Raw genomic sequence first — 21527 nt, 5'->3', positions numbered from 1 at the left:
CGCTACACCTCAGAGCGCTTTCAGCGCCGCCGCCAGCGGGCCCGCGAAATCGCCGGCGACCGGGGCCGCGATCGACCCCAGACCCAGCCAGCCGGCCAGGCGACGCAGCTCGGCGGCCAGGGCCTGCGCCGTCACGTCCTGGTCGGCGCTCGGCTCCAGCCACGCGGCCGGGACCTCCAGGACACCGGACTGCCGATTCGCCTTCAGGTCGACGCGGGCGGCGAAACGGTCGCCGAGCAGGAACGGGAGGACGTAATAGCCGTACAGCCGCTGGGGTTTCGGCACGTAGATCTCGATGCGGTAATTCAGGTCGAACAGGCGCTCGGTGCGATCCCGCTGCCAGATCAGCGGATCGAACGGGCTGATCAACGTCGCCACGTCGACCCGGCGGGGCACCTTGGCCTCGGCGTGCAGATAGGCCGTCGGCTTCCAGCCGCGGACCGCGACCGGGCGCAGCACCCCGGCCTCGACCAGCTCGGCCACCGCCGTGCGGGCGGCCTGAGTGGGCAGACGGAAATAATCCTTCAACTCGGCCTCGGCAGCGACCCCCAGCGCGCGGGCCGAAAGCTCGACCAGGGTGCGGAACGCGTCGGCCGGCTCCGGGGTCGGCGCATTCAGCACCGCGGGCGGCAGAACCCGCTCGGGCAGGTCGTAACGCCGGGCGAACGAGGTGGTGCGCTCGGCCGCGGTGACCTGACCGCTCCAGAACAGCCACTCCAGCGCCTGCTTCACGACCGACCAGTTCCACCCCCAGTTGTCCTTGCTGCGCGGGGCGTCGTGCTCGATCTCGTTCGCCGTGATCGGACCGCGCTGCCGCACCTCGTCGAGCACCCAGGCGACCAGATCGGGCTGCTCGGCGACGATGCGGCGCATGCCGCCCCACGCATACTCACCGGCCCGGGCCATGCGCCAGCGGAACAGCGGCTGCAACTCGGCGCGGATCAGCGAAGCCTCGTGACCCCAGAACTCGAAGAGCTCACGCGGCTTCTTGTAGGCCGCGCGCTCCAGCAGCGCCGGCGGATACGGCCCGAGGCGGCTGTAGAGCGGCATGAAATGGGCGCGCTGCAACACGTTCACCGAATCCATCTGGATCAGGTGCAGGCGGCGCAGCACCCGGCGCAGGTGACGCAGGTCGGTGGCGCCACCCGGCTTCGGATCGGTGAAACCCTGAGCGGCCAGGGTGATCCGGCGGGCCTGAGCGACGGAGAGCGATTCGAGCGTGGTCATCGATCAGCAGAGTAGAACAGGGGTATGACAGAGTCGGTGATCCGGGCCATGACCTCGGCAGACTTCGACGCGGTGGCCGAGGTGCACGTGCGCAGCATCCGGGCCAGCTACGCCGGGCTGATGCCGGAAGCCCACCTGGCGACCCTGGATCCGGCACTGTTCGCCGGGCGGCGGCGGGCCACCCACGGGCAGCCCGGATGGCACACGGTCCTGGCCGAGCGCTCCGGGGTGCTCGTCGGGCACGCGACCTGCGGACCGGATCGGGAAGACCCCGGAATCGGCGAGCTCTACTCGATCTACGTGGACCCGCTCGCCTGGGGCACCGACGCCGGATGGCGGCTGTTCTCCGCGACCGTGCGAACCCTGACCGGTGAAGGCTATCCGGAGATGCGGCTGTGGGTGCTGGCGGCCAACTCGCGGGCGCGGCGATTCTACGAACGGGCCGGGATGAACACCGACGGGGTGACCGCGACACACCGGATCCTGGACGCCGGGATCGAACTGCCGAAACTTCGGTACACGCGTCCTCTGTAGGCTGCCGCCATGGCACTCGGCTTCGTCCGTCCCGCGCGGCCCACCGACGCGGCGGAGATCGCTCGCATTCAGGTCAGCACCTGGCAGACCGCATATCGGCGGATGTTCCCGGCGCATGTGCTCGCGCAGTTGGACGCGGGGGTGCTGGAAGAGGTCTGGAGTTCGGCCATCGTGGCGCCGCCCTCGTCGCGGCATCGGGTGCTGATCGCGGTGGAGCAGGCTGAGGACGCGGAACATGTCGTGGGGTTCGTGGCTTCCGGGCCGGCTGATGAGCAGGCCCTGGCGCCGGAGGAGCCGCCGTTGCCGGTCTCGGTGGCGGCGATTACCGATCTGCTGATCGAACCCCGGTGGGGGCGGCGGGGGCATGGGAGCCGGCTGTTGGCGGCTGCGGTGGATCTTTGGCGGGAGGATGGATTCGGGGCGGCGGTGGCCTGGGTCTATGACACCGATGCGGCTATGCAGAAGTTCTTGGCGTCGGCCGGGTGGGAGCCGGATGGGGCTGGGCGGGCGTTGGATGTGGACGACATGCTTGTTCCGCAGATGCGGGTGCATGTGGCGCTCTAGCTGGGCCCCTGGGGTCGCCCTCTGCATCCCAGCCACCATCCCCGCTGCTCACGGTTGCTGCCGCCGGTCACGGCCGACTCTCGGTCACTCTCTGCGTCCCAGCCACCATCCTCGCTGCTCACGGTGACTGCCGCCGGTCGCGGCCGCTTTCGCTCGGGGTCATTTCCCGCGGTACGGCGGTGGGCCCTCCCCGGCGGGCGCTCACGGCTGGTCCGTGGCCTCGAAGCAGCCCTCAGCACCAGCCGAGCCCAGCGAGCTGGCGCTCACGGCTGCAAAACCGCCCCACAACAGCACTCAGCACCAGCCGAGCCCAGCGAGCTGGCGCTCACGGCTGCAAAACCGGCCCGCAACAGCACTCAGCACCAGCTGAGGGTGGTGGGCTGGCGCTCACGGCTGTGGAAGTGCCTTGGGGCGGCACTCGGCGCCGGCGGGGGGTTGCGGGGTTTGGAGCTCGGCCACCTGACCACGTCGCCCTGGAGGGGCTCGCGTTTTGGGCGCGCCAGCGCCCTGCGAGGCCCGGAAGGGTCCCCGCGGGAGCGACGGTCCGGACCACAGACCCGCTGGGAAATGCTGAATTTGATCTTTAAGAGAGCAGGTCGTCCAGGCCGAGGGTGAGGCCGGGGCGGCGGACCACCTCGCGGACGGCGAGGATGACGCCGGGCATGAAGGAGGAGCGGTCGAGCGAGTCGTGGCGGATCGTCAGGGTCTCGCCGGGGGCGCCGAAGAGGACTTCCTGGTGGGCGACCAGGCCGGCGGCGCGGACGGCGTGGACGTGGACGCCGTCGATGTTGGCGCCGCGGGCTCCGCCGAAGTCTTCCGTCGTGGCGTCGGGCATCGGGGGGCAGTTGGCGGCCTTGCGGGCCTCGGCGATCAGGCGGGCCGTGTGCATGGCGGTGCCGCTGGGGGCGTCGAGCTTGCGGGGGTGGTGCTGTTCGATGATCTCGACCGAGTCGAAGTAGCGGGCGGCGCGGGCGGCGAACTGCATCATCAGGACGGCGCCGATGCCGAAGTTGGGGGCGATCACGACGCCGACGCCCGGGTTGGCCGCGAGCAGGGTGCGGACCTCGGTGAGGCGTTCGTCGGTGAAACCGGAGGTGCCGACGACGACGTGGATGCCTCGCTCGACGGCCCAGCGCAGGTTGGGCATGACGACGCCGGGGTTGGTGAAGTCGACCAGGACCTGGGCGGTGGCGGCGGATTCGAGCGGGTCGCCGGAGTTGACCCGGGCGGTCAGGTCGAGGTCGGGGGCGGCGTCGACCGCCTTGCACACCTCGAGACCCATGCGGCCGCGGGCACCGAGGACACCGACGCGAAGCAGTTCAGTCGTCACCCGCTGAACCTAACCTAGCCTGCCACCAGCGCTCGGCCCGGCCCACGACGAGGAACACGGCGGCGACGTAGAGCCATCCGACCAGGACGTCGATGACGTAGTGCTCGCCGGTGTAGACCAGGGTGAACGTCATGGCCAGCGGGTACGCCAGCAGCAGCGGCCACCAGCGCCGGCGGACCATGGGCAGGAAGAACGCGACGGCCATCATCGCCCACGCGGTGTGCAACGAGGGCATCGCCGCGACCGGGTTGGACTGCTCGACCTGCAGCGCGTTCAGGGTGTTGCCGGCGCCGTGCAGGCCGATCACGTCCCAGCCGTTGGTGGAGATCCGGGCCACCGGCTCGGTGAGATAACCGTGCTCGTAGGCCCACCACGGCGGGGCGGCCGGGTAGAGGAAGTATGTGATCAGGCCGAACACGCACAGCGTGATCCAGCGGCGCATGAAGCGGGCCCACGGCTCCCGGGCCCGCACCCAGAGGATCACCGCGATGGTCGGCACGGTCAGGAAGTGCGAGACGTAGACGAGCGTGACGATCGCCAGCCACCACGGGGTCTGCCCGGAGTGGTAGAGGTGATGCTGCAGCCACGTGGTCGGCACCTGACCGCCGGTCAGCCAACCCCAGAATGCCTCGTCGGCGCGGATCAGCGGGGTCACGTGCGGGGCGAAGAAGTCGTCGGCCCAGCTGCGGGAGATGTTGTAGGCGACCAGCAGCAGCGCGATCGGCAGCCAGTCCCGCAGGAAGAGCAGGTGGGTGCGCCACGGGCGGTCGTTGCGCCACGCGATGGTGGCCAGCCACAGCCAGCCGAACGCGATGAGCGGGTCACTCGTCGGCACCCCGATGAACCAGACCCCGACGGCGAAGACCACCCCCCAAACCAGCATGCCGATGGTCCGGCGCCGCCGAAGCGAGCGGGGTGGGGCGGTCTCCGACGTCGGTGTCACAGGACCCAAGGTTAACCAGAGGGAAACGCGCCCTCGTCGAACGGACCGACCACGGCCAGGGATTGTTTGCGGGACAGCAGGTCGGTGGCAACCTGTTCGACATCTACGGTCGTCACGGCGTCGACCCGCGTGAGCAGCTCGTCGACACCCATAAGGTCACCGTGCAGAAGCTCGGACTTGGCCAGCCGGCTCATCCGGGAACTGGTGTCCTCAAGGTTCAGGACGTACGCCCCCTTGACCATGCCCTTACCCCGAACGAGTTCATCGGCTGTGATTCCGCTCTCGGCCACCCGGGCCAGCTCGGCGCGGATCAGGTCGAGGACCTCGGGCGCCTTGCCGGGGGCGCAGCCGGCGTAGACGCCGAACAGGCCGCTGTCGGCGTACTGGCTGCCGTACGAGTAGACCGAGTAGGCCAGGCCCCGCTTCTCCCGGATCTCCTGGAAGAGCCGGCTCGACATGCCACCGCCGAGCACGTTGTTGAGCACGCCCAGGGCGAACCGGCGCTCGTCGTAGCGGCTCAGGCCGACCGTGCCGAGCACGATGTGCGCCTGCTCGGTGTCGCGATGCAGGACCACGGTGTGCGGCTTCTGCACCCGGACCCGCTTGTCGGCCGGTCGCGGGGCGGCCGGGTCGGCCGGGCCGGTGTCCAGCGGGGTGCCGGCCAGTGCCTTGCGCACCAGCCGGACCACGGTGGCGTGGTCCAGGTTCCCGGCGGCGGCGACCACGATCTCGGGTGCCTTGTACCGCTTGCGGTAGAAGTTGTTGATCTGGTTCCGGGTCATCGGCGTGACCGACTCCGGGGTGCCCGAGATCAACCGGCCCAGCGGGTGGTCACCGAAGATCGCCTCGGCGAAGACATCGTGCACCTCGTCGCCGGGCTCGTCCTCGTGCATGGCGATCTCCTCCAGGATCACGCCACGCTCGGTCTCCACGTCCGACGGCTCAAGGATCGAGTCGGCCACCGCGTCCACCAGTACGTCCACCGCGAGCGGCAGATCGGTGTCGAGCACCCGCGCGTAGTAGCACGTGTACTCCTTCGTGGTGAAGGCGTTGGTCTCGCCGCCCACCGCCTCGATCTCGGCCGAGATCTGCAGCGCGGTGCGCTTGTGCGTGCCCTTGAAGAGCAGGTGTTCCAGGAAGTGGGAGGCGCCCGACATGGCCGGGGTCTCGTCCCGGGAGCCGATGCCGACCCAGACGCCGAGAGCGGCGCTGCGGGTGGTCGGGATCGCCTCGGTGATGATGCGCAGACCACTGGGCAGAACGGTTTTCTTGACGCCGTCCTGCAGGGTCCTGGTAGAAACGCGGGCCGGCCTCTCGGCCGGCCCGCGGTCGTTCGCTGTCACTCAGTCGCGGCGTTCGCCGCGGTCGCCCGCCGGGCGCGAACGGCGCCGGCGAGGCTCGCCACCGCCGCCACCACCCTCGGCCCGCGGAGCGCGGTCCTCACGGGGCTTGCTGTCCGAGGCGGCCGGCGCGGCGGCCGGAGCCTCCTCACCCTCCGGGCGGACCTTGTCCAGGTAGATCTTGCCGCGCTGGTCGATGTCGGCGATCGAGACCTCGACCTTGTCGCCGACGTTGAGGAAGTCCTCGACCTTCTCGACCCGCTTGCCGTCGCCCACCTTGGAGATGTGCAGCAGGCCGTCGCGGCCGGGCAGCAGCGAGATGAAGGCGCCGAACGCGGCCGTCTTCACCACGGTGCCGAGGAACTTGTCGCCGACCTTGGGCAGCGTCGGGTTGGCGATCGCGTTGATCCGCTCGACCGCGGCCTGGGCGGCCGGGCCGTTGGTCGCGCCGACGTAGATCGTGCCGTCGTCCTCGATGGAGATGTCGGCGCCGGTCTCGTCCTGGATCGCGTTGATGGTCTGGCCCTTCGGGCCGATCACCATGCCGATCTTGTCGACCGGGATCTTCACGCTGGTGACCCGCGGCGCGTACTCGCTCATCTCGGCCGGGGCCTCGATCGCGGCGTTCATCACGGCCAGGATCGTCGCCCGGGCCTCGTGCGCCTGCTGCAGCGCGCCGGCCAGCACGTCCGACGGGATGCCGTCGAGCTTGGTGTCCAGCTGCAGGGCGGTGACGAACTCGCTCGTGCCGGCGACCTTGAAGTCCATGTCGCCGAACGCGTCCTCGGCACCCAGGATGTCGGTGAGCGCGATGTACTGCGTCTTGCCGTCGACCTCGTCCGAGATCAGGCCCATCGCGATGCCGGCGACCGGCGCCTTCAGCGGCACACCGGCGGCGAGCAGGGCCAGCGTCGAGGCGCAGACCGAACCCATCGAGGTGGAGCCGTTGGAGCCGAGGGCCTCGGAGACCTGACGGATCGCGTAGGGGAATTCCTCACGCGACGGCAGGACCGGGACCAGCGCCCGCTCGGCCAGCGCGCCGTGACCGATCTCGCGGCGCTTGGGCGAACCGACCCGGCCGGTCTCACCGGTCGAGTACGGCGGGAAGTTGTAGTTGTGCATGTAGCGCTTGGTCTTCTCCGGGGAGAGAGTGTCCAGCGCCTGCTCCATGCGCAGCATGTTCAGCGTGGTGACACCCAGGATCTGGGTCTCGCCCCGCTCGAACAGCGCCGAGCCGTGCACCCGCGGCAGCACGCCGATCTGCGCGGTCAGCGGGCGGATGTCCCGCGGGCCGCGGCCGTCGATGCGGATCTGCTCGCGCAGGACGCGCTGACGAACCTCGGACTTGGTGACCGAGCGGAACGCCGCGCTGATCTCCTTCTCCCGGCCCTCGAACCGCTCGTCGAGCAGCTCGTGCGCCTTGGCCTTGACCAGGTCGAGAGCTTCCTCGCGGTCCTGCTTGGCGGCGATCTTCAGGGCCTCGGCGGTCTCGGCGCGCACCGCGTCGCTGACCGCGGAGAACACGTCGTCCTGGTAGTCCAGGAAGACCGGGAAGTCGGCGACCGGCTTGGCCGCGATCTCGGCCAGCTCGCTCTGCGCGCGGCAGAGCTCGCGGATGGCCGGCTTGGCGGCTTCGAGGCCGCTGGCCACGATCTCCTCGGTCGGCGCGACGGCACCGGCGGCGATCAGCTTGACCGCCTGCGGGGTGGCCTCGGCCTCGACCATCATGATCGCGACATCGCCCTCGGCGGTCACGCGACCGGCGACCACCATGTCGAAGGTGGCCCGCTCGAGCTCCTCGATGGTCGGGAACGCGACCCACTGGCCGTCGATGTGCGCGACCCGGGTCGAGCCGACCGGGCCGCTGAACGGCAGGCCGGAGAGCTTGGTCGACATCGACGCGGCGTTCATCGCGACGACGTCGTACGGGTGAGCCGGGTCGAGCGCGAGGACGGTCTCGACGACCTGGACCTCGTTGCGCAGGCCCTTGGTGAACGACGGGCGCAGCGGCCGGTCGATCAGGCGGCAGGTAAGGATGGCGTCCTCACTGGGACGACCCTCGCGCCGGAAGAACGAGCCGGGGATGCGGCCCGCCGCGTACATCCGCTCCTCGACGTCGACGGTCAGCGGGAAGAAGTCGAAGTGCTCCTTCGGCGTCTTGCTGGCCGTGGTCGCGGAGAGAACGGTGGTGTCGCCCAGCTGGACGATGACCGAACCGGCGGCCTGCTTGGCCAGCCGTCCGGTGGAGAACACGATCTCACGGGTGCCGAACGACCCGTTGTCGATGACTGCCGTGCGAGATTCGGTTCCGAGAGCGGTCTGCTCTGTCAAGTGAGGTACTCCTCATTCGTCGAGGACCCGGCGGTCTACAGCGCGTTTCAACATGGCCGGTCTTCGATCGAAGTACCCAGGTAAGACTGCCTGGGAACCACTACCGGAGACCGGTGCTGCCGGTGTGAGCCGCGCGGGTCCGTGGGGTGGTGAAACGCGGGGAGCGGCCGAAGCCGCTCCCCGGTGAAACTTATCGACGCAGGCCGAGGCGCTCGATGAGCGTCCGGTAGCGGGCGATGTCCTTCTTCTGAACGTAGTTCAGCAGGCGGCGGCGCTGACCGACCAGCAGCAGCAGACCACGACGGCTGTGGTGGTCGTGCTTGTGCACCTTGAGGTGCTCGGTCAGATCGGCGATCCGCTTGGTGAGCATCGCGACCTGAACCTCGGGCGAACCGGTGTCGCCCTCCTTCGTCGCGTACTCACCCATGATCTTGTTCTTGGTGTCCTGGTCGAGCGCCATATTCTCCGAACTTCTGTGTTGCCGCTTCAAGGAATTTTCCGCAACCCGCGGCGTCGGGCAGGCGTGGCGGAACACTTGAACCCTACCAGGGGGTCACCGAAGCAACACTCGGGTCTCTTCCACGTCAGCCTGGATCTGCGCGATCAACGGTTCGATGGCGTCGTATTTCCGCTGCTCGCGGAGATGCGCCACGAAATCGAGGCTGACCCGCTCGCCGTAGAGGTCACCCGAGAAGTCCAACGCGTACGCCTCGACCCGGCGTTCCCGTCCGTCGAACGTCGGGTTGGTGCCGATCGAGACGCTCGCCGGCCATCGGCCGGCATTCTCCCCGCCGCGCGTCAGCCAGGCCGCGTAGACGCCGTCGGCCGGCACCGCCGCGTACCGGTGGGTCATCAGATTCGCCGTCGGGAAGCCGAGCTCGCGACCGCGCTGATCGCCCCGGATGACCACGCCGGCCAGGCGGTGCGAGCGGCCGAGCGCGGCGGCCGCGGCGCGCACGTCCCCGGCGTCGACACAGCTGCGGATGTACGTCGACGAGAACACTACGCCGTCGGCCGAGACCAGCGGGGCCTCCTCGACCGTGAACCCGAACGTGCGGCCCAGGCTCTCCAGCAGCGTGACGTCACCGGCCGCCCTGTGCCCGAAGCGGAAGTTGTCCCCGACCACCACGTCGGCCGCGTGCAGCGCCTCGACCAGGGCGTCGTGGACGAACGCGTCCGGGCTGAGCCGGGAGAACTCCGGCGTGAACGGGACCACGCAGAGCGCGTCCACCCCGAGCTGCTCGATCAGCTCGGCCTTGCGCACCGACTCGGTCAGCACGGCCGGGTGCGAACCCGGGCGGACCACCTCGGAGGGGTGCGGGTCGAAGGTCATGACGACCGACTGCAGGCCCATGTCCCGGGCGCGCTTCACCGCGTGCCCGATGATCGCCTGGTGTCCGCGGTGCACGCCGTCGAAGACGCCGATGGTCACGACCGAGCGGCCCCAGCCACCCGGAACCGATTCCAATCCCCGCCACCGCTGCATCGAAAAGCTCCTCCGCCTCGTTGTCAGCCATAGCGTATCGATCGCGTATTCCTTCTGCGACGCGCCCGGATCGGTACGATTGAGACCGATATGAGCGTCGGGTGGACCTACCTCGTCCTGCTCGCCGCGGAGATCACCTTCGCGGTGCTCTTCCTGCGCGCTCTCTTCGGCTATCTGCACCGCCGCGACGCCATGCAGGGCAACCTCAGCCTGGTCTTCGGGACGTGCGCGCTGGTCTGGACGATCGCCGACGACCCGGCCCGGACCGGGGCCCTGACCGCGCTGTCGCTGATGGCCCAGCCCTACTTCATGCTGCGCCTGGCCGCCCGGCTGCGACACGTGTCCCGCGCGCTCATCGCCGGCGCGGTGCTGGGCTGGATCGCGCTGGCCGTCCCACTGGTCGTGGCGCCGCGACCGCTGCCCCGGGCGCTGGCCTTCACCGCCGCCGTCTACTTCCTGGCCACCGAGATGATCGCCGCCGGTCTGCTGTTCAGCAAGGCCCGCGCCCGGACCGGGACCAACCGGGCCCGGCTGATGATCGCCGCGGTCGCCACCCTCACGTACGCCGTGATGGTCATGCTGATCGGCGCGGCGGCGGCCGGCGGCAGCCCGGACCTGCGCCCGGCCAGCCGGATCCTGGCCCTGGTCAGCGGGGTGGGCTACCTCATCGCGTTCGTGCCGCCGCGCCGGCTGCGGCAGCTGGCCTCGGGGTCGGCGGCGCACTCGATCACCGAGCGGCTGCTGCGCGCGCCGGTCGACTCGCCGGAGGAGGTGTGGCAGACGTACGCCGAGATCATGCGCGTGCAGACCGGCGCCGACGCGGTCGCCGTCCTCCTCCCCCGCCTCGACGGCACGCTGGAGCAGGCCGGCTACGCCGGTCCGCCGATCGATCTGCCCGACGAGCCGATCCAGGCCGACCCGTCGGCGCTGATCCGGCCCGGCCGCCCGGCCCGGCTGCGCGAGGGCGAACCGGCGCTGCTGCGGCACTTCGGCCAGCAGCTGCGCGACGACTACGTGACCGTGCTGCGGATGCCCGTCCCGCCCGACGTCGAGGGCTGGGTGCTGCTGTTCAACCGGCACCGCAACCTGTTCAGCGACGACGATCTGCGCCTGCTGGCCGAGCTCGGCGGGCAGGCCGGGATCCTGGCCGAACGGCAGGCGGTGACCGTGCGCGAGCGCCGGCTGGCGTCCGAGCTGAGCCATTCGGTCGAGGCGCTGACCCGGGCCAACGAGGCGAAGAGCAATTTCCTGGCCAACATGAGCCACGAACTGCGTACGCCGCTCAACGCGATCATCGGGTTCAGCGACCTGATGCGGCTGGAGGAACCGGAGGGCGACCGCCGCCGGGTGCCGGCCGACTGGGTCGACCACATCCACAGCAGCGGGCGGCACCTGCTCGGCCTGATCAACGACATCCTGGACCTGGCCAAGGTCGAGGCCGGCCGGATGGACCTGCGGCTCGCCCCGGTCCGCGTCGACACCGCGATCGAGGAGCTGCTCACCTCGCTCACCCCGCTCTTCGCCGAGAAGCGGCTCACCGTGCGGACCGACCTGGCCGCGGTCACCGCGCTGGCCGACCGGCTCCGGCTGCGGCAGATCGTGGAGAATCTGCTCTCCAACGCGATCAAGTTCACCCCGTCCGGCGGCACCATCACGATCACCGCGACCGGGACCGACCTGGACGTGTGCGTGACCGTCACCGACACCGGGGTGGGCATCGCCGACGACGACGCGGAACGGGTCTTCGAGGAGTTCCAGCAGGTCGGCGACCCGGATCGGCGGCAGGCGGGCACCGGGCTGGGGCTGGCGCTGACGCGCCGGCTGGTCGAGGCCCACCGCGGCGAGATCACGCTGACCTCGGCGCCGGGGCAGGGCAGTTCCTTCGCCGTACGGATGCCGGCCGCGCCCGTGGCCCGGCCCAGCGCGGCCGGGGCCGCCGACGCGCCGTACGTCCTGCTGGTCGAGGACGACCCGCACTCGGCCGAGCTGATGCAGACCCAGTTGAGCAACGCCGGATACCGCGTCGAGGTGGCCGGCACCGGTGAGAGCGGCCTGGCCGTCGCCCGCGCCCACCGCCCGGACGCCATCGTGCTCGACGTCGAGCTGCCCGGCATCTCCGGCTGGGAGGTGATCCGCCGGCTCAAGGCCGACGCCGCGCTCTCCTGCGTGCCGGTCTTCTTCGCCAGCATCCTGGACGAGGCCGCGGCCGGGCTCGCGCTCGGCGCGCACGACTACTTCATCAAGCCGGTCGACCAGCCGGCCCTGCTCAGCGCCCTGTCCAACGCGATCGCGGCCCGGCCCGCCCCGCGGGTGCTGGTGGTCGACCACGACGACGCGGTCCGCCAGGCCATCGAGGACGGGCTGCGGGCCGGCGGCGCCGACGTGGTGGCCTGCGCCGACGGGCGGGACGGCCTGGCCCGCAGCCGCGCCGAGAACTTCGACCTGATCGTCTGCGACATGCAGTCCCCGTCGGCCGACGGGTTCAGCCTGCTCGCCGCGATCGAGCAGGACCCGTCCGGGCGGCACACGCCGGTGCTCGGGCTGAGCGCGGCCGCGCTGTCCGAGCGCGCACCGGGCGACACCGCCCCGCTGATCGCCACCGCGATGGCCGGCGGGGTGGTCGCCGAGGCGATGGCCGGGGGTGCCGGCTGGGACAGTCTGGCCCCGCTGCTCGGGCATCACCCGGCGTCGCACCACCCGGCCATCCCGCATCACCCGGCGCATCCGGCGGCCCGGCGTACGAGCGGCGGCGCGCACCCGCCGGCCACCGCGATCCAGCTGCGCAGCCCCGTGCCCGCCGGCGTCGAGCTGAAGGAGGACCAGTGAACGATCCGCACCGCATCCTCCTGGTCGAGGACGAGGAACTGAACCGGATGCTGGTCAAGGCCGTGCTCTCGCGCGCGGCGGTCGACGCGGTCCGCAGGGCCGAGCTGGTCGACGCGACGACGCTGAAGGAGGCGCGGGAGAGTGTGCGGGCCGGCGGGTTCGACCTGATCCTGCTCGACCTGAACCTGCCCGACGGCAACGGGCTGACCCTGGCCCGGGAGCTGGCCGCGAGCGAACCCGATCCGGGCCGGCCGAAACCGGTCGTGGTCGCGGTGACCGCGAGTGTGCTGCCGCAGGATCAGAAGGCGGCGCTCGACGCGGGCTGCGACGACTTCCTGGACAAGCCCTACGCGGCGGCCGACCTGGTGGCGACCGTGGCCCGCCACCTCAAGGATTGACCGGCCGGGGTCCGGACGAGCTCGGGCCGCCGCCGGGTGGCAAGATCGTGCCCCATGATCGTTGATCAATTGGTGGGGGCGCCGTGAGAGCGGTCATCGTCGCGGCGGCCGTCGCGTTCATCATCTCCCTGCTCATCACGCCGGTGGCGATCCGGGTCTTCACCGCGCTCAAGGCCGGGCAGCCGATCCGGTCGCTCGGGCTCGCCTCGAACGAGGGCAAGCGGGGCACCCCGCCGATGGGTGGTGTCGCGTTCATCGTGGCCACCCTGGTCGGCTACGTCGCCGGGCACATCGCGCTGACCACGCTGCCCGAGCGGCAGATCGCGCAGGAGAAGCCGACCATGACGGCGCTCGTCCTGCTCGGCCTGTTCGTCTTCTGCGGTGCCGTCGGCTTCGTCGACGACCTCCTCAAGGTCCGCAAGCGCAACTCGGACGGCCTGTCGGCCAAGGGCAAGCTGCTCGGCCAGGCGCTCATCGGCACCGGGTTCGGCATCGCCGCCCTGTACTGGGCCAGCACCAACGGCCAGACCGTGGCCAGCGAGCACATCTCGTTCATCCGGGACGTCAGCTGGCTGGACGTCGGCAAGGTCGGCTCGGTGATGGTGTTCGTCTTCGTGATCACCGCGATGTCGAACGGCGTGAACCTCACCGACGGCCTCGACGGGCTGGCCACCGGCGCGTCGATGCTGGTGCTCGGCGCGTACGCGCTGATCGGGTACTGGCAGTACCGGCACTGGTGCGCCGACACGACCTACGCCCGCGCGAGCGAATACTGCTACCAGGTCCGGGATCCCCTGGAGATCTCGATGATCGCGGCGGCGGCGGCCTGCGCCTGCCTGGGCTTCCTGTGGTGGAACACGTCCCCGGCGCGGATCTTCATGGGTGACGTGGGCGCGCTCGGGCTCGGCGCCCTGATCGGCGGGCTCGCGGTGGCGACCCGTACCACCCTGCTGTCGATCCTGATCTGCGGTCTCTTCTTCATCATCACGATCACCTGGGTGATCCAGATCGTCTCGTACCGGACCACCGGCAAACGTGTCTTCCGGATGGTGCCGCTGCATCACCACTTCGAGCTGGCCGGGTGGAGCGAGGTCAACATCGTGGTCCGGTTCTGGACCATCGCCGGTGTCTGCGTGGCGGCCGGCCTGGGCGTGTTCTACTCGGACTTCCTGGCCGCGGTCGGCTAGGAAGTCCAGGGGGTCAAGCGGCGGCCGCCCGCTTCCGGGCGGTCTTCTCCGCATACATCGCGGCATCCGCGTCGGCCAGCAGATGATCCGCGTTCGGCCGCTCGATCGGCGTCCACGCCGACACACCGACGCTGACACCGAAGAACAGCTTCTCGCCCTGCCAGACCACCGGCTCCTCGGCCAGATCGCGGAGCCGGTCGCCGAACATCCGGGCCTGGTCGCAGTCGTCCGGGCCGGTCGCCAGGACGACGAACTCGTCCCCGCCGAGCCGCGCCGCGGTGTCCCCCGGGCCGATCGCCGCGATCAGGCGCCGGGCGAACTCGACCAGGATCACGTCGCCGGCCGCGTGCCCGTACCGGTCGTTGATCTGCTTGAACCCGTTGAGGTCCATGTAGAAGACGACCGGGCCGAACCCGGCGGCGCGGAACAGTTCGAGCTCCAGCTGGGCGTGCAGCGCGGCCCGGTTGGCCAGCCCGGTCAGCGGGTCGTGCTCGGCCTGATGGGCCAGCGCCGCCTTCATCCGCTCCTGCTCACGGACCACGAAGACGAAGCGGACCAGGATGAACGTGGTCAGCATCATGATCGAGACGAGCAGCGAGACCCGGCTGACCAGCGTGCCGAACGAGTGCAGTCCGGTCACCGTCGGCAGCACGACCAGCGCGATGCCCAGGAACACCACCCGGGCCGGGTGCAGCCGCTGCGCGGTCAGATTGTCCGGTTGCGCGGCGCGAGCGGCCGAGCGATGCACCACCCCGGCCGCGAGCAGGCTGTTGGCCAGCAGGAGCAGGCCGTCGAACCGGTCGGCCTGGCCCGAACGGGACAGATCCGGGAACAGCGTCGGCAGCAGCGAGATGCTGATGTCGCCGATCAGGGTCAGGACCAGCGCCGAGACCAGATAGCGGCCCGGCCCGCGGGTCGCCCCGGGCGCGAAGACCAGGATCGCCGTGCCCGCGAAGAACATCACGTCACCGAACGGGTAGGCCGCCCCGATGAACGTGGCCAGGGTCAGCGACTGGTTCTCGAACGCCGGCAGGATCAGGAACTGCCAGAACAACCAGGCCACCACGGTCGTCAGGGCGGCCGCGTCGAGCAGGCCGTCACGCAGCCGGCCGGGCGCCCGCAGCCGGACCAGCTTGACCATGGCGGCCATCAGCAGCGGATAGCCGGAGAGCCAGAGCACGTCCGACGGGGAGACGTCACCGAGCGGACCGGCCACCCGGTTCAGCACGTCGTACAGGACGTCACCGGCCAGCCAGACGGTGAGGGCCACGGCGATCAGGCGATAGGCGCCCCGGCTCGGGCCGGTGATCGACCGCAGGCCGTACCAGGCCGACGCCACCACCACGGTGAAGCCGACGAGGTAGGCCAGGTGGGCGGCGTCGGTGCCCGGCCAGAAGACCGAGACCGAGCCGGCCAGCACGGCGAACGCGGGCACCGCGGGAGCCGGGACACGTCTCATGCGCTGCCTATCGGCGCGCGAGGCCCGGTCTTCAGGCCGGTGCGAGCACGATTTCGGCGCGGGCGCGGCCGTCACGCTCGCGGACGATCGCCAGGACCTCACCCTCCGGGGAGAAGACCGCATACGGCCCGTCGATGCCGGCCGCGCTCAGCGGGCCGCCGTGACGCAGCGTGCGGGTCTCCTCCTCGGTCGCCGTGCGCTGCGGAAACGCGCGCCGGGCGGCCTCGGACATGGGCAGGCCGACGACGTCCGGGGCACGCTCCTCGAGCTGCTCCAGGGTCAGGGCGGTCTCCAGGGTCATCGCGCCCACCGACGTGCGCCGCAGGGCCGTGAGATGGCCGCCGACCCCGAGAGCCGCGCCGAGGTCACGGGCGATCGCCCGGATGTAGGTGCCCGAGGAGCACGTGACGTCGACATCGACGTCGATCACGCCATCCCCCCGCCGTACATCAAGAACGTCCTGCTTGTAGATGGTCACCCGGCGCGACGGGATCTCCACGGTCTCACCGTCACGAACCCGCTTGTAGGCCCGCTCACCGTTGATCTTGATCGCGCTGACCGCGCTCGGAACCTGATCGATCTCACCGGTCCGGGCCGCCAGCTGCGCGCGGATCGCCTCCTCGGTCACCGCACTCGCCGAAGTCGTCGCGGTGACCTCGCCCTCGGCGTCGTCGGTGATCGTCGACTGACCCAGACGGATCGTCGCGGCATAGCTCTTCTCCGCGCCGATCACGTAGGTGAGCAGGCGCGTCGCCCGATTGACGCCGATGATCAGAACACCGGTGGCCATCGGGTCCAGCGTGCCACCGTGCCCGACCCGCCGGGTCTTGGCCAGACGCCGGATCCTCGCGACGACGTCGTGCGACGTCATGCCCGCCGGCTTGTCCACCACAATCAGCCCATCCACCAGACAACCCTATGCGGCCGGCACGGAGCGATCCGACGCGGGCGCCTTAGAAGATCAACTTCAAATTCTTCATTGCCCCGGTCCGCCGTGGTCCCGATCGTCGCTCCCGCGGGGACCCTTCCGACCCTCGCAGGCCGCTGGCGCGGCCAGAACGCGAGGCCCGGAAGGGCGACGTGGTCTTCTGGTCGCGGTCAAACCGCAAACCCCGTTCCCGGCGCGGTCAGGAGCGGGTGGCGCCGACGATCGCCCAGCGCGGGGACCGCCAACGGGAGACCGTCGCGATCAGGCGGACCAGGATGAACAGGGCGAGCCCGGCCCAGACGCCGCCCAGCCCGAGGTCGAACGCGTAGGCCAGCCAGATCATCGGCAGGAACCCCAGCAGGGCGGCCAGGATCGTGGTCACCCGCAGGTAGGCGACGTCCCCGGCCCCGATCAGGACGCCGTCCAGCGCGTAGACCACCCCGGCGAACGGGAGCAGGCCGATGAACCACGGCCACACGATCGCCGCTTGATCGATCACCGCGTGATCCTGGGTGAACCAGCCCGGGATGACCGGGGAGCCCAGCGCGACCAGGGCCGCGAACCCGACCGCGGCCACTCCACCGGCGATCGTCACCCGGCGGGCCACGTCCCGCGCCTGATCGACGTCGCCGGCCCCGAGGGCAGCCCCGACCAGGGACTGGGCGGCGATGGCGACCGCGTCCAGGGCCAGCGCGGCGAAGAACCACAGTTGCAGCGCGATCTGGTGGGCGCCGACCGCCGCGACCCCGAAGCGGGACGCCACCGCGGTCGCGGAGAGGAAGCAGGCCTGGAACGCGGCACCGCGGATGAGCAGGTCGCGTCCGAGCACGACCTGGCTGACGATCACCGACGGCACCGGGCGCAGCTGTCGCGTCTCGCGGACGAGTGCGATCAGGAACAGGCCGCCGCCGATCGACTGGGCGGTCACGTTGGCGATGGCCGAGCCGGTCAGGCCCAGGCCGGCCGGGAAGACCAGCACCGGGCAGAGGACGGCCGAGAGCACGTTGGCGCCGAGCACGATGAACAGCGGGCGGCGGGTGTCCTGGACGCCGCGCATCCAGCCGTTGCCGGCCGCGGCCAGCAGCAGCCCGGGGCCGCCGAGGGCGGCGATCCGCAACCAGCCGGCGGCGGCGTCGGCGGTCTGCGGGTTGCCGGCCAGCGCGTGGGCGAGCGGGCCGGCCAGGGTCAGGCCGAGCACGGCGAGCACGAGGCCGACGCCGAGCGCGAGCCAGGACGCCTGGACCCCTTCGGCGACGGCGGCCGGGCGGTCCCCCGCGCCGAAGCGGCGGGCGGCGCGGCCGGTCGTCCCGTACGCCATGAGCGTCCCGAACCAGGCGGCCACCGACATCACGGTGCCGCCGACCGCGACCGCGCCGAGCGGGATCGACCCGAGGTGGCCGACGACGGCGGTGTCCACGAGCACGTACAGCGGCTCGGCGGCCAGCACCACGAGGGCCGGCAGGGCGAGCTTGGCGATCTGGCGGGAACCGGTGCGCGGCTGGGCAGACGGGCTCATGGTGTCCCATGATGCCCGCCCAGCGGTAAGGGTTACAAGCGGGTCCCGAGCCTTACCTTACTGACGCGTGTCGAGCGAGGTCTGCAGCGCGCGGCGGGCCTGCTCACGGGCGTCGTCGGTGGGCTGGGGCTTCGGCTTGGCAGCCATGAGAGGGTTCCTTCCACGAATGTGGTTCGGGCGCTTCGCGCCTGCGGAGCGCCCAGAATCGGTCGAGCGGGCGTCACAGAGGGCCGGTCCGGGATCGCCGGACGCCTGGCGAGGTGACGCGACCCGGGGTGGTGACCCCGGGCGGCTCGCAGGTCTCGCGGAGGCGGAGGTGTCAGCCGCGCGAAACCAAATCACCGTTCAGGACCCAAACTAACGTTCAATCAGCCCATCGCACGGCCGGTTCCCGCGATCCGGGAAGAAACATAGGGGGCCGCCCGTTCGGGCGACCCCCTATGAGCTGTTGAAACAGCGTCAGTTCAGGTAATCGTCAAGTAGCCGACGCACCGTGTCCACCACATCACCGGGCTCGCCGTAACCGGTGAAACCGGCGGCCAGGCGGTGACCCCCGCCACCCTGGGACATCGCCAGGCGGCTCACGTCGACCGCGCCCTTGCTCCGCAGCGACACCGCCCACTCCCCCTCGGCGACCTGCTTCACCAGCACGGTGACGTCGGCCTCGGCGACCGAACGGACCGGGTCGATGAGCGTGTCCAGCACGTACGGCGGCTGGTCGTGCCGGGCCAGGTCGGCCAGCGTCGCGTAGGTCCACACCAGCCCGCGCCCGCCGGCCGCGGCCGGCTCCAGCTCGGCCCGGCCCAGCACCTCGCCGGCCAGCTTCATCGCCCCGAACGGCCGGGTGTCGAAGATCCGCCGGGAGATGTCACCGGGTCGCAGCCCGGTGGCGATCAGCCGGGCGGCCAGCTCGTGCACGGCCACCGTGGTCACGTCGAACTTGAACGACCCGGTGTCGGTGGCCAGCGCCACGTAGAAGCACTCGGCGATCTCGGCGTCCAGCGGCACCCCGAGCCGGGCCACGAACTGCTCGGCCAGCACCGAGGTGGCCGCGGCCCGCGGGTCGACCAGCCGGATCGTGCCGAAGCCGGTGTTCGACGCGTGGTGGTCGAGGAGCACGCTGACCGGCGCGGCCACGACCCGGTCGGCCAGGCCGCCCAGCCGCGACTCGGCGGCCACGTCGAAGACCAGGACGAGCGCGGGGGCGGTGTACGCCTCCGACTCCGGGACCAGAAGATCCATACCGGGCAGATCCGCGTACGGCGTCGGGACGCGGAACTCGCCCGGGAACGTGGCCCGGACCCGGGTGAACCCGAGCCGCCGCAGCCCCAGACCGAAGCCGAGCATGCTGCCGAGCGCGTCCCCGTCCGGGCTCACGTGACAGATCAGCTGGACCTCGGCGTCGCCGCCGAGCGCGCGGACCGCCGCGACGGCGGCCTCCCACTGCTCGGCGGCGGGCTCGGTCGACGCATTCGTCACCCGAGGTCCTCGCGGGCGCCCACCCGCTCGGTCTCCTCGTCCTCGTCCTCCGGCTCCTCGGACTTGTACGGGTCCGGGTCGCCGGCGTACTGCTTCCCGGCGGCCAGGCGCTGGACCTCCTCGTCGCGGTGCCGGGCCGCGGCCAGCAGGTCGTCGATCTCCTTCACGTTCTCCTGCACGTTGTCGAGCACGAACGCCAGGCTCGGCGAGTGCCGCAGCCCCAGCGCGTGCCCGACCCGGCTGCGCAGCATGCCCTTGGCGCTCTCCAGAGCCGCCGCCGTCGAGGACTGCTCGGTCACATCGCCCAGGACGGTGTAGAAGACGGTCGCCTCCCGGAGGTCACCGGTGATCCGGGCGTCCGTGACCGTCACCATGCCGAGGCGGGGATCCTTGATCTCCCGCACCAGCGAGGCCACCAGCTCACGAACACGCTCAGCGTGCCGCCGCGTCTTGGCCGGATCCGACATCTCGCCCACCTCCGACTGTGAAACCCGCGGGTCAATATTCCCCCGCCCAACTTGGTGAAGCGTACCCAGACGGTTTTCAGTCGTCGTCGCCGTAGAGGCGGCGCTTGACCGACAACAGTTCGATCTCCGGCCGTCCGGCCATCTGGTTCTCGCAGGTGTCGATCACCGCACGGGCCTGTGCGGGATCGGGGGCGACGACGGCCACCCCGATCTGGGCCCGGCCGTGCAGGTCGTGGAAACCCACCTCGGCCGCGCTGACCTCGAATTTCTTCAGCATCGCGATGATCGGTCGGACGTACGAACGCTTCTGCTTGAGTGATTGAGCGTCACCGGGCAGGAGCAGGTCGAAAACTGCGGTCTCGGTATACATCAGCGGGAAAGGTTACGCCGCCCTCCCGCCCTGGTCAGCCCCTTTTTCAGGGCCGCTTCCAGGCGACCACGACGTCGCGCTCGATGCCCTGGTCGACGCGGTGCTCCAGATATCCGTACTCCACCAGCTCCAGGCCGGCGGCGAGCAGGATGTCCTCGGCCTGCTCGCGGCGGGCGACCTTGGTGTTCCAGGACAGGCCGATGGCGCCACCCGGGCGCAGCAGCGGCATCCACTCCGGCACGGCCCGCTCCAGCAGGTCCAGCGGGCGGCGGGAGATGCCGCCGGCGTCGTCGTAGGAGCCGTGGGCCACCCCGTACGGCAGGTCGGCGACGATGACGTCGGCCACGTTGCCCCGGATCAGCCCCTCCAGCCCGGTGGTGTCGGCGTGCAGCACGGTCAGCTTCTGCACGGCGCCCGCCTTGTGGTCGTCCTTGCTGGCGGCCATCGTGACCTCGAGACGGCGGGCGGCCCGGCGGCCCTGGCGGCGCACCGGCACCAGGTCGGCGGTGTGCTTGAGGCGCTTGCGCTTGAGCCAGGTCTGCAGGAACAACTTGTACGCCTCGACGTCCTTGCCGTCGATCTCGATGCCGAGCGCGTCGTAGCCGTACATCAAAGCCTGGTTGAGGGTTGTCCCCCGCCCGCACAGCGGGTCGAGCACGGTGAGATGGCCGTCGAGCATCTTGTCGGCCGAGGCCGAGCCGAGCAGGGTCAGGTTGAGCACCAGCTTGGTGAACTGCTCGTTGGTCTTGCCGGCGTACTTCGGGATGGTGATCAGGTCGCTGTCGTAACGGGCCAGCGGGTTCAGCCCGATCGGGCGCAGCAGATCACCCTCGACCAGCTCGAACAGTGCGTACGCGGAGGAGAGGTTGGAGATGAACGCGATGTCGCGCGCGCTCAGCTCGGCGGTGAACGTCACATACTCCACCCCGCCGATCTCCGCGACGCCGATCTCGCTCAGCTCCGAGGAGAGGACCGGCTGGAACGCGGCCAGCTCCGCCTGGGACATGCGCGACGCCTGATCGGCGTAGACGCGGTTGGCGGACGGGGCGAGCAGCATGGCGTAGCGGGACATGCCGCCCATCTTCCCAGCGTGGAAATGGGGCGGCCCCGGCGGGTAACCCGCCGGGGCCACTCACAGCCGG

19 protein-coding genes are annotated in these 21527 nt (G+C 70.7%); 5 read left to right on the top strand and 14 right to left on the bottom strand.

Annotated elements, in window-relative coordinates:
• Positions 1-9: 9 nt before the first annotated feature.
• Positions 10-1227, bottom strand: a complete 1218-nt coding sequence (locus ACSHV8_RS47495) for a winged helix-turn-helix domain-containing protein (RefSeq protein ID WP_436527067.1) — start codon at positions 1225-1227, stop codon at positions 10-12.
• Positions 1228-1251: 24 nt separating this feature from the next.
• Between ACSHV8_RS47495 and ACSHV8_RS47490 the strand changes: the two genes are divergently transcribed.
• Both ACSHV8_RS47490 and ACSHV8_RS47485 read left to right on the top strand, forming a co-directional pair.
• The gene (locus tag ACSHV8_RS47490) at positions 1252-1761 is read left to right on the top strand and encodes an N-acetyltransferase family protein (protein ID WP_436527066.1); all 510 of its coding nucleotides are present in this window, start codon (positions 1252-1254) and stop codon (positions 1759-1761) included.
• Between the two features lie 9 nt (positions 1762-1770).
• Positions 1771-2325, top strand: coding sequence for an N-acetyltransferase family protein (locus ACSHV8_RS47485; RefSeq protein WP_436527065.1), 555 nt, complete (start codon positions 1771-1773; stop codon positions 2323-2325).
• 583 nt (positions 2326-2908) lie between these two features.
• Here ACSHV8_RS47485 and dapB read toward each other — a convergent pair.
• The 6 genes from dapB to ACSHV8_RS47455 form a co-directional block, all read right to left on the bottom strand.
• Positions 2909-3655, bottom strand: coding sequence for a 4-hydroxy-tetrahydrodipicolinate reductase (dapB, locus tag ACSHV8_RS47480; RefSeq protein ID WP_436527064.1), 747 nt, complete (start codon positions 3653-3655; stop codon positions 2909-2911).
• The gene (locus ACSHV8_RS47475; RefSeq protein WP_436537295.1) at positions 3645-4538 is read right to left on the bottom strand and encodes a phosphatase PAP2 family protein; all 894 of its coding nucleotides are present in this window, start codon (positions 4536-4538) and stop codon (positions 3645-3647) included. Before ACSHV8_RS47475 ends, dapB begins: the two co-directional genes overlap by 11 nt.
• A 71-nt stretch (positions 4539-4609) precedes the next feature.
• On the bottom strand, positions 4610-5941 hold the full coding sequence (locus ACSHV8_RS47470; protein ID WP_436527063.1) for a M16 family metallopeptidase: 1332 nt from the start codon (positions 5939-5941) through the stop codon (positions 4610-4612).
• Positions 5942-8269, bottom strand: a complete 2328-nt coding sequence (locus ACSHV8_RS47465; protein ID WP_436527062.1) for a polyribonucleotide nucleotidyltransferase — start codon at positions 8267-8269, stop codon at positions 5942-5944.
• Between the two features lie 190 nt (positions 8270-8459).
• Complete coding sequence (gene rpsO / locus ACSHV8_RS47460; protein ID WP_203745227.1) at positions 8460-8729, bottom strand: 30S ribosomal protein S15; 270 nt, start codon at positions 8727-8729, stop codon at positions 8460-8462.
• Between the two features lie 93 nt (positions 8730-8822).
• Positions 8823-9755 (bottom strand): bifunctional riboflavin kinase/FAD synthetase, encoded by a 933-nt coding sequence (locus ACSHV8_RS47455; RefSeq protein ID WP_436527061.1) that lies wholly within the window; start codon positions 9753-9755, stop codon positions 8823-8825.
• Between the two features lie 90 nt (positions 9756-9845).
• Here ACSHV8_RS47455 and ACSHV8_RS47450 point away from each other — a divergent pair, with 90 nt between their 5' ends.
• From ACSHV8_RS47450 to mraY, 3 genes are all read left to right on the top strand, one after another.
• Positions 9846-12581, top strand: coding sequence for an ATP-binding response regulator (locus ACSHV8_RS47450; RefSeq protein WP_436527060.1), 2736 nt, complete (start codon positions 9846-9848; stop codon positions 12579-12581).
• Positions 12578-12979 (top strand): response regulator, encoded by a 402-nt coding sequence (locus ACSHV8_RS47445; protein ID WP_436527059.1) that lies wholly within the window; start codon positions 12578-12580, stop codon positions 12977-12979. Before ACSHV8_RS47450 ends, ACSHV8_RS47445 begins: the two co-directional genes overlap by 4 nt.
• A gap of 83 nt (positions 12980-13062) precedes the next feature.
• Complete coding sequence (mraY, locus tag ACSHV8_RS47440; RefSeq protein ID WP_436527058.1) at positions 13063-14166, top strand: phospho-N-acetylmuramoyl-pentapeptide-transferase; 1104 nt, start codon at positions 13063-13065, stop codon at positions 14164-14166.
• A 13-nt stretch (positions 14167-14179) separates the two neighbouring features.
• Here mraY and ACSHV8_RS47435 read toward each other — a convergent pair whose 3' ends face one another.
• The 7 genes from ACSHV8_RS47435 to ACSHV8_RS47405 all read right to left on the bottom strand — a co-directional run bounded on the left by ACSHV8_RS47435 (position 14180) and on the right by ACSHV8_RS47405 (position 21457).
• Entirely contained in the window at positions 14180-15625 is a 1446-nt protein-coding gene (locus ACSHV8_RS47435; RefSeq protein ID WP_436527057.1) for a diguanylate cyclase domain-containing protein, read from the bottom strand.
• A gap of 31 nt (positions 15626-15656) precedes the next feature.
• Complete coding sequence (gene truB / locus ACSHV8_RS47430) at positions 15657-16532, bottom strand: tRNA pseudouridine(55) synthase TruB (protein ID WP_436527056.1); 876 nt, start codon at positions 16530-16532, stop codon at positions 15657-15659.
• A gap of 220 nt (positions 16533-16752) precedes the next feature.
• Positions 16753-18069 carry an MATE family efflux transporter gene (locus tag ACSHV8_RS47425; RefSeq protein ID WP_436527055.1) on the bottom strand — a complete coding sequence of 439 codons (1317 nt, stop codon included), beginning with the start codon at positions 18067-18069 and terminating at the stop codon, positions 16753-16755.
• A 459-nt stretch (positions 18070-18528) separates the two neighbouring features.
• On the bottom strand, positions 18529-19548 hold the full coding sequence (locus tag ACSHV8_RS47420; RefSeq protein WP_436527054.1) for a DHH family phosphoesterase: 1020 nt from the start codon (positions 19546-19548) through the stop codon (positions 18529-18531).
• Complete coding sequence (gene rbfA, locus ACSHV8_RS47415; RefSeq protein WP_436527053.1) at positions 19545-20015, bottom strand: 30S ribosome-binding factor RbfA; 471 nt, start codon at positions 20013-20015, stop codon at positions 19545-19547. The genes ACSHV8_RS47420 and rbfA overlap by 4 nt, the downstream gene beginning before the upstream one ends.
• Before the next feature lie 76 nt (positions 20016-20091).
• Positions 20092-20385, bottom strand: coding sequence for a DUF503 domain-containing protein (locus tag ACSHV8_RS47410; RefSeq protein WP_436527052.1), 294 nt, complete (start codon positions 20383-20385; stop codon positions 20092-20094).
• Between the two features lie 46 nt (positions 20386-20431).
• Entirely contained in the window at positions 20432-21457 is a 1026-nt protein-coding gene (locus ACSHV8_RS47405; protein ID WP_436527051.1) for a TRM11 family SAM-dependent methyltransferase, read from the bottom strand.
• Between the last annotated feature and the right edge of the window lie 70 nt (positions 21458-21527).

It is taken from the genome of Actinoplanes sp. HUAS TT8 (assembly GCF_051380535.1).
Lineage (GTDB): Bacteria > Actinomycetota > Actinomycetes > Mycobacteriales > Micromonosporaceae > Actinoplanes.
This window is presented reverse-complemented; position numbering and strand designations above follow the sequence as displayed.